This is a genomic window from Pseudomonas sp. NFACC16-2 (genome assembly GCF_900119205.1).
Lineage (GTDB): Bacteria > Pseudomonadota > Gammaproteobacteria > Pseudomonadales > Pseudomonadaceae > Aquipseudomonas > Aquipseudomonas fluorescens_Q.
In genome coordinates this window covers 441,914-454,231 of record NZ_FPIX01000001.1, presented here as the reverse complement: position 1 = coordinate 454,231, position 12,318 = coordinate 441,914, and the positions used below count along the sequence as shown (strand labels likewise).

Below are 12,318 nucleotides of genomic sequence, written 5' to 3'. Positions count from 1 at the left end.
AAGGGGTAGGGCGATGAATAGCAACACACTTTGGTTGATCGGCCGGCGCCTGGGCGCTGCGGTCGTGACCCTGTTGATCGTATCGATGGTGGTGTTCGCCATTACGGCGGTGTTGCCGGGAGACGCGGCGCAACAGTCCCTTGGACAGTTCGCCACGCCTGAGCAAGTGGCGGCGCTGCGGGTGAAGATGGGCCTGGACCAACCGGGTGTGTTGCGCTACCTGCACTGGTTGATGAGCCTGCTCAGCGGTGACATGGGCGTGTCGATCTCCAACGCCACGCCGGTCAGCGAGTTGATGGCTGGCCGGGTGCCCAACACCCTGATGCTGGCGGCGGCCACGGCGCTGGTGTCGGTGCCCGTGGCGTTGATCCTGGGCATCGGCTCGGCGATGGGGCGAGGGGGACGCATCGACGGCTTCCTGAGCTTCTTCACCCTGACGATGGTGGCGGTGCCGGAGTTCCTGGTCGCCACCCTTGCAGTGCTGATTTTCGCGGTGAACCTGGGTTGGCTTTCGGCGCTGTCCTATTCCAGCGAGGTCACTTCGCCTCTGCAATTCATGCGTACCTACGCCTTGCCGGTGATGACCCTGTGCTGCGTCATCGTTGCGCAGATGGCGCGCATGACCCGGGCGGCGGTGATCGATCAACTCGACAGCCCCTACGTGGAAATGGCCCGTCTCAAAGGCGTGAGTCCGGTGCGGGTGGTGCTGCGCCATGCCTTGCCCAATGCCATCGGGCCGATCGCCAATGCCATCGCCCTGAGCCTGTCCTACCTGTTGGGTGGGGTGGTGATCGTCGAGACGATTTTCAACTATCCCGGCATCGCCAGCTTGATGGTCGATGCCGTGACCAACCGCGACATGGCGTTGGTCCAGGCCTGCACCATGCTGTTTTGTACGGCGTACCTGGCGTTGGTGCTGGTGGCTGACCTGTGCGCGATCCTGTCCAATCCGAGGCTGAGAAACCAATGAACAATCTCATTGTGAAATCCCCGCCTGCGGCGCCCGAACCGGCGTTGGTCAAGGTGTCGCGCAAAACGCCCTGGCTCGGCCTGATCGGCGCCGCGATGTGTGTGATCTGGTTGCTGGTGGCTATCTTCGGGCCATGGCTGGCGCCGCACCCGGTGGGGGAAGTGGTCTCCGACAATGTCTTCGACAACCTCAGCGCCACTTATCCGCTGGGCACCGACTATCTGGGCCGCGACATGCTCAGCCGCATTCTCGTGGGCGCGCGCTTCACGGTGGGCCTGGCGTTGGTGGCGGCGGTGCTGGCCAGTGGGCTGGGCACCAGTTGCGCGCTGTTGTCGGTGGTTTCGCCGAAGTGGCTGGACGAGCTGATCAGCCGCCTGATGGACGCTTTCATTTCAATCCCGAGCAAGATGCTGGCGCTGATCATGGTCTCGGCGTTCGGTTCGTCGGTGACGCTGCTGATCTGCACGGCGGTGCTCAGTTTCATGCCGGGGGCGTTTCGTATCGCCCGCAGCATGGCGGTGAACATCGAGGCCCTGGAATACGTGCAAGTGGCCCGCACCCGTGGCGAACGCCGGCTGTACATCGCCTGTGTGGAAATCCTGCCGAACATGCTCAACCCGGTGCTGACCGACCTGGGCCTGCGTTTCGGCTTCATCGTCCTGCTGCTTAGCGGTATGAGCTTCCTCGGCCTGGGCGTGCAACCGCCGGATGCCGACCTGGGCTCGCTGGTGCGGGAAAACATCGGCGGCCTCAACCAGGGTGCGCCGGCCATCGTGATTCCAGCCCTGGCCATCGGCACCCTGACCATCGGCGTCAATCTGTTTATCGACCGCTTGTCTTCGCGGCGCAACCGACGTACGGGAGGCCATTGATATGAGCCAATTGATCCGAGTCGAGAACCTGCGTGTAGTCGCCTGTGGCGAGCGCAGCGAAGTGGAGATCGTCAAGGGCGTGAGTTTTTCCCTGGAAAAAGGTGAAGTGCTGGCGCTGATCGGCGAGTCCGGTTCGGGCAAGACCACCATCGCCCTGGCGCTGCTCGGTTATGCCCGGCGCGGTTGTCGCCTGGCCGGCGGCGTGGTGCAGATTGGCGAACACGACATGCTCGCCTTGAGTGAGCGCGAGCTGCAAGGCCTGCGCGGCAATCGGGTGTCGTACATCGCCCAAAGCGCCGCGGCGGCGTTCAACCCGGCCAAGAAACTCATCGACCAGGTGGTGGAAGGCGCGGTGATCCATGGCCTGGGCAGCCGTGCCGTGCTCGAAGCCAAGGCCATCGAACTGTTCCGCGACCTGGCGCTGCCGGATCCCGAGCGCATCGGCCAGCGCTATCCCCATCAAGTGTCCGGCGGGCAACTGCAGCGGGTGATGGCGGCCATGGCGCTGATCAGCGATCCGCTGCTGGTGGTACTCGATGAGCCGACCACGGCCCTCGATGTGACGACCCAGATCGACGTGCTGCGCGCCTTCAAGCGGGTCGTGCGCGAACGTGGCGCGACGGCGGTCTATGTGTCCCACGACCTGGCCGTCGTGGCGCAGATGGCCGATCAGATCGTGGTGCTCAACGGCGGGCAGATCTTCGAACAGAGTGCCACGGCGCCGCTGCTCAAGGGCCCGGCTCACGCCTACACCCGCAGTCTGCTGGCGGCGGCACGGCCAGACACGACGATTCGCCCACCCTGCGGCGTGGCCGAAGACACGCCGCTGCTGACCATCCAGGGCCTGACCGCAGGCTACGGCAACAAGAACCAGCAGGGCATGCCGGCGATCCGGGTGCTCGAAGACATCGACCTGACGGTGCGCAGGGGCCAGGCCATCGGTGTGATCGGTGAGTCAGGCTCGGGCAAATCGACCTTGGCGCGGGTGGTGGCCGGGCTGTTGACCCCGGCCCTGGGCGGGCTGACGTTTGACGGTCAGCCACTGGGTGGCAGCTTGTCCGAACGCACGGACGAACAGTTCCGGCGTATTCAAATGGTGTTCCAGAATGCCGACACCGCGCTCAACCCGATGCACAGCATCAGCACCATCCTGAGTCGGCCGTTGAAGATGTATTTCGGCCTCAAGGGTGCTGCGCTGCGTGAGCGTATCGGCGAATTGCTCGACCTGGTGCGTCTGCCACGGGACATGGCCGAGCGCCGCCCGAGCGAACTCTCCGGCGGGCAGAAACAGCGGGTCAACCTGGCCCGGGCGCTGGCGGCCAAGCCGGATCTGATCCTGTGCGATGAAGTGACCTCGGCCCTCGACACCGTGGTCGGCGCGGCGATCCTTGAACTGCTGCGCGACCTGCGCCAGCAACTGGGGGTTTCCTACCTGTTCATCAGCCACGACATTTCCACGGTGCGGGCGCTGTGCGACGACATCGTGGTGATGTACAGCGGCCACAAGGTCCAGGCGGGCACCCGACAATCGTTCGCCCAGGCGCCGTTCCATCCCTACACCGACCTGCTGATCCATTCGGTACCGGAGATGCGTCAGGGTTGGCTGGAAAGTTGTGGCGCCACCACCTGCGGCACGCTGCCGGTGTTGGGCGCGCGCGCCGAGGTGCCAGACCTGTGCACCTTCCTCAATCGCTGCCCGGTGCGGGTCGACGGCCTGTGCAATCACACCGCGCCGCCCCGGCGGACCATCGATGGCGGCAGCGAGGTGCTCTGTCATCACGACAGCGCCGAGCTGCTCAAGCGCCAACAGGATTCAAACAGCATGATCGTGGGAGCCTACGCATGAACGCGCGTTTCGTGAGGTTGGCCGAACAGGGCCGGCCTGTCGTCAAATTGAAAGTGGATGGCGTCCCGGTCGAGGCGTTGCAGGGCGACACCTTGATGGTCGCCTTGCTGACCCACGGCCCGGCGTTGCGCCAGTCGGAATTCGATCCGGGCAGCCGTGCCGGTTTCTGCCTGATGGGCGCCTGCCAGGATTGCTGGGTCTGGACCCGCAGCGGCGAACGCCTGCGGGCCTGCTCCAATGAAGTACGCGAAGGGCTGGACATCATGACTCAACAACCGGAGGCGATATGGCCACTGCGCGGCTGAACACGCATCGAGTTGTCATCGTCGGCGCCGGGCCGGCCGGCATCCGTTGTGCCCAGACCCTGGTCGCAGCGGGCTTCAAGCCGATCCTGCTCGACGAAAACCGTCGCGATGGCGGGCAGATCTATCGGCGCCAGCCCGAAGGGTTCACCCGCAACTACGCCACGCTGTACGGCACCGAGGCGGACAAGGCCCGTGACCTGCACGAAAGCTTCGACCGCTTGCGTCCGCAGATCGACTACCGTCCGGACACCCTGGTGTGGAACCTGACCCCCGGGCAATTGTGCTGCGTCAGCCAGGGCCAGCACACGACGGTGGATTACGACGCGCTGATCCTCTGCACCGGCGCCACCGACCGCTTGATGCCCGTCGAGGGCTGGCAGTTGGGCGGCACCTACAGCCTCGGCGGCGCGCAGATTGCCTTGAAGGCCCAAGCGGTTTCCATCGGTCATCGGGTGGTGTTCATGGGCAGCGGGCCATTGCTGTATCTGGTCGCCAGCCAATACCTCAAGGCCGGCGCCAATGTCGCAGCGGTGCTGGACACATCGCCGCTGGGCCAGCGCATCAAAGCCTTGCCCAAGCTCATGGCGCGCCCGGGCTTGCTGTTCACCGGCATGAAATTGTTGGCGCAGTTGTATCGGGCGAAGATTGCCGTGCACCTGGGCATTTCGCCGCTGCAAATCCTGGGAGAGGCGAGCAGCGGCGTCAGCGGCGTGCGGGTCCGTACCGCGAGTGGGGAAACCTTGACGGTGGCATGCGACGCGGTGGCGCTGGGTTATCACTTGCGCCCGGAAACCCAACTGGCTGACCTGGCGGGCTGCCGCCTGCGCTTTGACGAGGCCTCCAGCCAATGGCTGCTGGACACCGACGAAGAGGGGCGGACCTCGGTCAGCGGTGTCTACGCCGCCGGTGATGGTTCGAAGATCCGTGGCGCCGATGCCGCCGAGCACGCTGGACGCCTGGTCGCCCTGGCATTGTTGGGCGATCTGCAGCAGCCGGTGGACGCCGCACTCGTCGCCGAACAGCGCCAGGCGCTCAAGGTGATGGACGCGTTTCGCCTAGGCCTGGCCCAGGCGTTTCCCTGGCCGGCGGCACAAGCGAAGGCCTTGTCGGACGACGCCATCATTTGCCGCTGCGAGATGATCAGCGCCGGCGAACTGCGCCGCACGGTCAGCGAAAAAGGTGCCTGTGAAGTCAATCGGGCCAAGGCGTTCAGCCGGGTTGGCATGGGCCGCTGCCAGGGACGTTATTGCTCCCAGGCCGGGGCCGAAGTCATTGCAGCAGCAGCGGGTGTCCAGGTGCAGGAGGTGGGTCGCCAGCGCGGCCAGGCACCCGTGAAACCCCTTTCGATGCTCACTCGGGAGGTGACGCCATGACGCTGAATAAAGCCGATGTGGTGATTGTCGGCGGCGGCCTGATGGGCTCGGCGGCAGCGTTTTTCCTGCGCCAGCGGGGGCAGTCGGTGATCCTGCTGGAGCGTGACCAGATCGGCCAGTACGCCAGCGGCGTCAACTTCGGCAACGTCCGGCGCCAGGGACGTTTCCTTGGGCAACTGGAACTGGCGAACCGCTCCTGGGCGCTGTGGAAACGCCTGCCGGAGCTGATCGACGACGACCTGGAATTCATCGCCAGCGGGCACATGCGCGTGTGTTATCGCGAGGATGAGATCCCTGAGCTCGAGGCTTACGCAGCGGCACCGGAAGCGGCGCAACTGGACTTGCAGATCTATCGCGGCAGCGAGCTGCACGCGCGTTTTCCGTTTCTTGGCAAGGACGTCAAGGGCGGCTCCTATGCGCCCCACGACGGTCACGCCAACCCGCGCCTGGCTGCCCCGGCGTTCGCCCGGGCGGCGCGGCGGCTCGGGGCACGCATCGAGGAGCGCTGCGAAGTGGCCGAGGTGCAGAAGGTCGGTGAGGGGTTCGGTATCAGCACCACCGATGGTCGCCAGTTCAGCGCCGCGCAACTGTTGATTACCGCAGGCGCTTGGGGCCAGAAGCTCTCGGCGCAATTCGGCGAGCCAGTGCCGCTGGAAACCAACGGCCCGCAGATGGCCGTCACCGAGCCGGTGCCTTACGCCTTGCCGACGGTGATCGGGGTGTACACCAAGATTCCTGAAGAAGTGATCTATTTCCGCCAGATTCCCCGGGGCAATATCATCATCGGCGGCGGCTATCGCAGTAAACCGGACATGCTCAACCGCCGGGCCTATGTCGAGCCGCGCAGCATCCTCAACCAACTGGAGCAGATGCGTCGGCTGCTGCCGGGTGTCGGCCATCTCAACATCATCCGCGTGTGGAGCGGCATCGAAGGCTACCTGTCCGATTCCCTGCCGGTGATGGGGCCCAGCGGCAACGTCGATGGCTTGTACTATGCGTTCGGCTTCAGCGGCCATGGCTTCCAGCTCGGTCCGGGCGTTGGCGATGTCATGGCTGAACTGATCAGCACCGGCAGCACTCGAACCTTCATCGAGCCGTTCTCCATCCGCCGGTTCGCCCTTTTCGCCGAGCAACGGAGCAAGGCCTCATGAAACCCCGCGTGTTAGCCATTTTCGAACGCCTGCTGGCGTTTGAAACGGTCTCTTCAGAATCGAACCTGGCCCTGATCGAGTACGTGCGCGAGCTGTTGCTGAGCAAGGGCATCGAGTCGCTGATCGTCAAGGATGAGAGCGGCAAGAAGGCCAACCTGTTCGCCAGCACTGGCCCGCGTGACTTGCCCGGGGTCCTGCTGTCCGGCCACACCGACGTGGTGCCGGCGGCGGGGCAGGCCTGGACCGTTCCGGCGTTCCAGGCGACCGTGCGCGATGGGCGGGTCTACGGGCGCGGCAGTTGTGACATGAAAGGTTTCATTGCGCTGGCCATCGACGCCATGCTCGATGCCGCCGACCATTCGTTGAACCGGCCATTGCAACTGGCGCTTTCCCACGACGAAGAGATCGGTTGCGTGGGGGTGCGGCGCTTGCTCGACGTGCTGCACCTGGCGCCGGTGCGCCCGTTTCTGTGCGTGATCGGCGAGCCGACCAACATGCAATTCGTGCTCGGCCATAAGGGCAAGGGTTCCTATCGCACCTACTGTCGCGGCCTGGAAGCGCACTCATCGTTGGCACCGCGCTCGGTCAATGCGATTCACGTGGCCTGCGATTTCATCGCGGCGTTGCGCCAGAGCCAGCAGCAATTGCAGGAGCAAGGCGCCCAGGACACGGATTACGACGTGCCCTACAGCACCGTGCATGTCGGGCAGATTGTCGGCGGCAAGGCACTGAACATCGTGCCAAACCTGTGCACCCTGGATTTCGAAGTGCGCAATTTGCCGGCCGATGATCTGGACCTGTTCCTGGAGCAACTGCGTGAGCGCGCCGAGATGATCGTGCGCGAGGCGAAAAAACTCTCCAGCGTCGCGGACATCGAGATCGAAACCCTGAACGTCTATCCGGGCCTCGACACCCATCCGAGCGTCGAAGCCGTGCGCTTCCTGAAAAATTTCGCCACCCCGGACACCGGCACCGCCAAGGTCTCCTTCGGCACCGAGGGCGGCCTGTTCAAGCAGCGTCTGGATGTCCCCGTGGTGGTCTGCGGCCCAGGCTCCATCGAACAGGCGCACAAGCCTGACGAGTTCATCGAAATCAGCCAGATGGACGCGGGGGAGCGGTTTCTGGAAGGGTTGTTGGGGTCGTTGAAAATCTAAGCCCTACACAAAACAAATGCGAGGTTCAGTGGTGACGCTGACACCTCGGTAGAGCCTGCCGTCCCACCTCGAAATTTCAGCATCCAACACTGCCCAATCCCCGCTTTCAGCATCCTGCCCCGCGGCATCTCCCTAGACTGGAGCTACCTCGGAACAGGACGCGACCATGCTCAAGAATCGATTGAAAGACCCCAGCCTGTTGGCAGAACTCGCTTACGTCGACGGTCAGTGGATCGGTGCCGACAACGCCGCCACCCTTGACGTCATTGACCCGGCCACCGGCCAGTCGCTGGCTCGTGTACCCGCGATGCAAGGCGTGGAAACCCGGCGTGCCATCGAGGCCGCCGAGCGCGCCTGGCCAGCGTGGCGCGCGCGTCCGGCGGCGGAGCGGGCAGCGCTGTTGGAGCGCTGGTATCAGGCCATGATGGACAACCTCGACGACCTCGCGCTGATCATGACGTGTGAGCAGGGCAAGCCGTTGAGCGAAGCCAAAGGCGAAATCCGCTATGGGGCCGGTTTCGCCAAATGGTTTGCCGAAGAGGCCCGGCGGGTCTATGGCGAGACCATCCCGGCGCCCAGCGGCGACCGACGCCTGCTCACGCTCAAGCAGCCGGTGGGGGTCTGTGCCGCGATCACCCCATGGAATTTTCCCAATGCGATGATCACTCGCAAGTGCGCACCGGCCTTGGCGGCGGGGTGCCCGGTCATCGTCAAACCCTCGGACCTGACTCCTTTGTCGGCCCTGGCCCTGGCGGTGCTGGCCGAGCGGGTCGGGATTCCGGCCGGGGTGTTCAATGTCGTGACAGGTATGCCCGCCGGTATCGGCGAAGAACTGACCGGCAACCCGACGGTGCGCAAGATTTCCTTTACTGGTTCGACCGCCGTCGGGCGTTTGTTGATGCGCCAGAGCGCCGAGCACATCAAGCGCTTGAGCCTGGAGCTGGGCGGTAACGCACCGTTCATCGTGTTTGACGATGCGGACCTTGAGCAAGCCGTCGCCGGCATCATGCTTAGCAAGTTTCGCAACGCCGGCCAGACCTGCGTCTGCGCCAACCGCATCCTGGTGCAGGACGGTATCTACGAACGCTTCGCCGCGCGGCTGGTGGAGGAGGTGGGCAAGCTCAAGGTCGGCAATGGGCTGGAGGCTGGCGTGATGATCGGTCCGCTGATCAACCTCGCTGCGGTGAACAAAGTTGCCCGGCACATCGACGACGCGTTGAGCCAGGGCGCGCGCCTGCTCTGTGGTGGCGTTCCCGAGGGCGACAGTCAGTTCGTCCAGCCAACGGTACTGGGCGAGGCCCACGCCGGGATGTTGCTGGCCAACGAAGAAACCTTCGGCCCGGTGGCTCCGCTGATGCGCTTTACTACAGAAGAGCAGGCCCTGGCCCTGGCCAATGCCACGCCGTATGGCCTGGGCGCTTATTACTTCACCCAGGACCTGCGCCGCTCATGGCGTTTCGGCGAGGCGCTGGAGTTCGGCATGGTCGGGCTCAACACCGGGATCATTTCCATGGAAGTCGCGCCCTTCGGCGGCATCAAGCAGTCGGGCCTGGGGCGCGAAGGCAGCAAGTACGGCCTGGACGAATACCTTGAAGTCAAAGCCTTCCACATCGGTGGGTTGTGATGCGACCGTCATTTGAACAGACACCAGGGAGCCACGATTGATGAGCAAACCATTTCGAATCGCTGCCATTGCCGGCGATGGCATCGGCAAGGAAGTCCTGCCTGAAGGGCTGCGGGTACTAGAGCAAGCCGCGAAAAAGTGGCAGTTGTCGCTGGACATCGAAGTGCTCGATTGGGCCCATTGCGATTACTACTTGGAACACGGGCAGATGATGCCCGCCGACTGGTTCGAACAACTCAAGGACTTCGACGCCATCTACTTCGGCGCCGTGGGCTGGCCGGACAAGGTGCCGGATCATGTTTCCCTGTGGGGCTCGCTGCTCAAGTTCCGCCGCGACTTCGACCAGTACGTGAACATCCGCCCGGTGCGGCTGTTTCCGGGCGTGCCGTGCCCCCTGGCCGGGCGCAAGGCGGGGGACATCGACTTCGTGGTGATTCGTGAAAACACCGAGGGCGAATACTCTTCCGTCGGCGGCAAGATGTTCGAGGGCACCGAGCATGAGTTCGTGCTGCAGGAATCGGTGTTCACCCGGCGCGGGGTCGACCGGATCCTCAAGTTCGCTTTCGACCTGGCCCAGACCCGACCGCGCAAACGGTTGACAGCGGCAACCAAGTCCAACGGCATTTCCATCAGCATGCCGTATTGGGACGAGCGCACGGCGTTGATGGCCGAGCGGTATCCGGATGTGCAGTGGGACAAGCAACACATCGACATCCTCTGCGCTCGCTTCGTTTTGCAGCCCGACCGGTTTGATGTGGTGGTGGCGTCGAATCTGTTCGGCGACATCCTTTCCGACCTGGGCCCGGCCTGCGCCGGCACTATCGGCATTGCACCGTCGGCCAACCTTGATCCGGAACGCCGCTACCCGTCGCTGTTTGAACCGGTGCATGGCTCGGCCCCCGATATCTATGGGCGGAACATCGCCAACCCGATCGCGATGATCTGGTCCGGCGCCTTGATGCTCGACTTCCTGGGTAACGGCGATGAACGCTACCGCGCGGCCCATGATGGGATTCTCAAGGCCATCGAACAGGTGATCGCCGAAGGCCCCATCACCCCCGACCTGGGTGGACAAGGCTCGACCCAGGCTGTTGGCCAGGCCATCGCCGCCGCGCTCTGAGGCTTGATCCAACCGGTGACACCTTTTGCCCGCTCACACTGCGGGCTTTTTTTATTCCAGATCGACCACCCACTTCACACCCGCCACCAATCCCTTGTGGGAGCGAGCTTGCTCGCGATAGCGCCAGTGCTGCCGTACACCGGATTACTTGACGACGTACACCTTGCGCACATAAACGCTGCTTTTCCAGGCACACGGGGCATTCAGCGGGACGAATACGGTATCGCCGGTGTTGACCGTCAAGTCGCTGCCGTCGGCTGCCTGTAAGGTGACGCTGCCTTCGAGCAGGTGCATCAGTTCATGCAGTTTGTGCGGTCGTGACTTGCGGGTGTAGGGCGTCGAGTCCCAGATACCGATGCGCAGGTTGCTCGCTTCTTCGACAAACAGATTGTGCGAGCGACATTGCGGTGGCGGGCTGAGCAGGATCTCGTCATCCGGGGCTGCGGAAGGCGAGAGCAGGGTGTGGGCGGGGAGTGCCGTCAGTCCGGGAAGGTGCGCTTCGATGCGCTGGGTGTCGGCACAGAAGGCCCAAAGCGAGCCGGGTTGCGCCTCGACTTCAAGCGCCGTCCCCCGACCGATCACCGCGCTTTCACCTGGCTTGAGCTGCAGCGTCTGCCCTTGGCTGCGCAGCGTTACTGCGCCGGCATGCACCACGAGCGTCTCACTGAAGGGGTATCCATCGACGCTGAACAGCCCGCTCGCCCGGACGACGCCGGCAGTCATGCCATCCTCCCCGGCATAGGCGATGAGTCGGTCGAACGGATCCCTGGCGCCCAGTGAACCCGGGGTGAACGGGGTTGAGGCAAGACGGCCATCGGCGTGTGCCAACAGCACTGCAGTGGGTTCGAGCATGAAGATGATTCTCCAGGGAAGCGTTGAGGGGAGTGTGGGTTTTCAGCCAATGGCTTGGGTCACCGGCGCAAATTGCCGAACCGCACCGCTAGCCTGCGGAGGCGTGCCCCGTGCCATTTGGGCGACGGTGTCGACCTGCTTGAGCCCGGCCTCTTCCAGCCAAGGGGCCAGACCGCTGTTTGAGGGAATGTCGATGCGAACGAATGCCCCCGGCACTTGCGCCAGCAGCACGGCGATCAAGTGCTGAGCCTGTTCCAGGGTCTGGGCGATGACCGGGCCAATGCAGCGACCACGGCCAAAGGGACGCAGCAGGGCGAAAGCGCACAGGTGACCGTCCTGTTCGATACCCACGCAATGTTCAACGACACCGAACAGGTCATTGAGTACGGCGGTTCGTTCCAGCCCGCTCCCGGCATTGGCCAGTTTGATCAACTCGGCGTGATCGGCTTCGTCCAGCACGCGGCAGCGTTCGTCGGCGGCCAGTTCTTGCGGGGCCGGCACCAGCGCTTGCCCTTGATGCTGCTGGATATGCCCAAAATCCACGAACCCCTGGCTGGCATACAGCGGGGCACCGGCCAGCGTCGCATTGAGGATGGCGGTTCGCGAGCCGCAAGCTTCGATTGCCAGTTCCATCAGTTTGCGACCGATTCCCTGGCCTTGATATTCATCGTCGACAATCACCAGGCCGATCGTGGCGTAATCCCCCTGGGCGCAGGTGAACGCCGTGCCAATCAAACGGCCCTGGTCTTCCACGACAAAACCCTGGGCAACACGTTGCAACATCGCCCAGTCTTCCAGGCGATGGGGCCACTTCAACTGCACGGACAAGGCATGGGCCGCAGGCACGTCGGCGGCGGTCATGGCGCGATAGAAGTAAGTAGGGCGTTGCGAAATGGACATGGCAGATCACCATAGAATAAGGGGCGAAATCGGATGGATGTATGCGCTGAAAGTCTTTGTATCTCACCTGCCATCGGGCCTGGCAAGGGCGGCAAATCGATTCGGTATCTTCCGTAAGCAACGGCTCTGCCGGCCACATTTCTTGCTCAAA

Annotated in this window: 11 protein-coding genes; 9 read left to right on the top strand and 2 right to left on the bottom strand. The window is 63.8% G+C overall.

What is annotated here, in order from left to right; genetic code table 11:
• Positions 1 to 13: 13 nt before the first annotated feature.
• The 9 genes from BT116_RS01825 to BT116_RS01785 all read left to right on the top strand — a co-directional run bounded on the left by BT116_RS01825 (position 14) and on the right by BT116_RS01785 (position 10,415).
• The gene (locus BT116_RS01825; RefSeq protein WP_072339513.1) at positions 14 to 970 is read left to right on the top strand and encodes an ABC transporter permease; all 957 of its coding nucleotides are present in this window, start codon (positions 14 to 16) and stop codon (positions 968 to 970) included.
• Entirely contained in the window at positions 967 to 1,842 is an 876-nt protein-coding gene (locus BT116_RS01820) for an ABC transporter permease (RefSeq protein WP_063320549.1), read from the top strand. The genes BT116_RS01825 and BT116_RS01820 overlap by 4 nt, the downstream gene beginning before the upstream one ends.
• 1 nt (position 1,843) lies before the next feature.
• The gene (locus BT116_RS01815; RefSeq protein WP_072339511.1) at positions 1,844 to 3,688 is read left to right on the top strand and encodes an ABC transporter ATP-binding protein; all 1,845 of its coding nucleotides are present in this window, start codon (positions 1,844 to 1,846) and stop codon (positions 3,686 to 3,688) included.
• Positions 3,685 to 3,993: a (2Fe-2S)-binding protein gene (locus tag BT116_RS01810; protein ID WP_072339509.1), complete on the top strand. Its 309-nt coding sequence runs from the start codon at positions 3,685 to 3,687 to the stop codon at positions 3,991 to 3,993. The genes BT116_RS01815 and BT116_RS01810 overlap by 4 nt, the downstream gene beginning before the upstream one ends.
• Positions 3,975 to 5,366: an FAD/NAD(P)-dependent oxidoreductase gene (locus BT116_RS01805; RefSeq protein ID WP_072339507.1), complete on the top strand. Its 1,392-nt coding sequence runs from the start codon at positions 3,975 to 3,977 to the stop codon at positions 5,364 to 5,366. The genes BT116_RS01810 and BT116_RS01805 overlap by 19 nt, the downstream gene beginning before the upstream one ends.
• A complete protein-coding gene (locus tag BT116_RS01800; protein WP_072339505.1) occupies positions 5,363 to 6,517 on the top strand; it encodes an NAD(P)/FAD-dependent oxidoreductase in 1,155 nt (384 codons plus the stop codon). The genes BT116_RS01805 and BT116_RS01800 overlap by 4 nt, the downstream gene beginning before the upstream one ends.
• Complete coding sequence (gene argE / locus BT116_RS01795) at positions 6,514 to 7,671, top strand: acetylornithine deacetylase (RefSeq protein ID WP_072339503.1); 1,158 nt, start codon at positions 6,514 to 6,516, stop codon at positions 7,669 to 7,671. The genes BT116_RS01800 and argE overlap by 4 nt, the downstream gene beginning before the upstream one ends.
• A gap of 166 nt (positions 7,672 to 7,837) precedes the next feature.
• Entirely contained in the window at positions 7,838 to 9,295 is a 1,458-nt protein-coding gene (locus BT116_RS01790) for an NAD-dependent succinate-semialdehyde dehydrogenase (RefSeq protein ID WP_072339501.1), read from the top strand.
• Between the two features lie 40 nt (positions 9,296 to 9,335).
• Positions 9,336 to 10,415 carry a tartrate dehydrogenase gene (locus BT116_RS01785; protein ID WP_072339497.1) on the top strand — a complete coding sequence of 360 codons (1,080 nt, stop codon included), beginning with the start codon at positions 9,336 to 9,338 and terminating at the stop codon, positions 10,413 to 10,415.
• Between the two features lie 144 nt (positions 10,416 to 10,559).
• Here the strand turns inward: BT116_RS01785 and BT116_RS01780 are convergent, their stop codons facing one another.
• Both BT116_RS01780 and BT116_RS01775 read right to left on the bottom strand, forming a co-directional pair.
• Positions 10,560 to 11,267 carry a cupin domain-containing protein gene (locus BT116_RS01780; protein WP_072339495.1) on the bottom strand — a complete coding sequence of 236 codons (708 nt, stop codon included), beginning with the start codon at positions 11,265 to 11,267 and terminating at the stop codon, positions 10,560 to 10,562.
• Between the two features lie 42 nt (positions 11,268 to 11,309).
• On the bottom strand, positions 11,310 to 12,167 hold the full coding sequence (locus BT116_RS01775) for a GNAT family N-acetyltransferase (protein ID WP_072339493.1): 858 nt from the start codon (positions 12,165 to 12,167) through the stop codon (positions 11,310 to 11,312).
• Between the last annotated feature and the right edge of the window lie 151 nt (positions 12,168 to 12,318).

What these genes read in the sequence shown, in the direction of transcription:
- BT116_RS01810 (WP_072339509.1), top strand. Translation starts at nt 3,685, where the DNA reads ATGAACGCGCGTTTCGTGAGGTTGGCCGAACAGGGCCGGCCTGTCGTC.
- BT116_RS01825 (WP_072339513.1), top strand. Translation starts at nt 14, where the DNA reads ATGAATAGCAACACACTTTGGTTGATCGGCCGGCGCCTGGGCGCTGCG.
- BT116_RS01780 (WP_072339495.1), bottom strand. Translation starts at nt 11,267, where the DNA reads ATGCTCGAACCCACTGCAGTGCTGTTGGCACACGCCGATGGCCGTCTT.
- BT116_RS01820 (WP_063320549.1), top strand. Translation starts at nt 967, where the DNA reads ATGAACAATCTCATTGTGAAATCCCCGCCTGCGGCGCCCGAACCGGCG.
- BT116_RS01805 (WP_072339507.1), top strand. Translation starts at nt 3,975, where the DNA reads ATGGCCACTGCGCGGCTGAACACGCATCGAGTTGTCATCGTCGGCGCC.
- BT116_RS01800 (WP_072339505.1), top strand. Translation starts at nt 5,363, where the DNA reads ATGACGCTGAATAAAGCCGATGTGGTGATTGTCGGCGGCGGCCTGATG.
- BT116_RS01785 (WP_072339497.1), top strand. Translation starts at nt 9,336, where the DNA reads ATGAGCAAACCATTTCGAATCGCTGCCATTGCCGGCGATGGCATCGGC.
- BT116_RS01775 (WP_072339493.1), bottom strand. Translation starts at nt 12,167, where the DNA reads ATGTCCATTTCGCAACGCCCTACTTACTTCTATCGCGCCATGACCGCC.
- BT116_RS01790 (WP_072339501.1), top strand. Translation starts at nt 7,838, where the DNA reads ATGCTCAAGAATCGATTGAAAGACCCCAGCCTGTTGGCAGAACTCGCT.
- BT116_RS01815 (WP_072339511.1), top strand. Translation starts at nt 1,844, where the DNA reads ATGAGCCAATTGATCCGAGTCGAGAACCTGCGTGTAGTCGCCTGTGGC.
- argE (WP_072339503.1), top strand. Translation starts at nt 6,514, where the DNA reads ATGAAACCCCGCGTGTTAGCCATTTTCGAACGCCTGCTGGCGTTTGAA.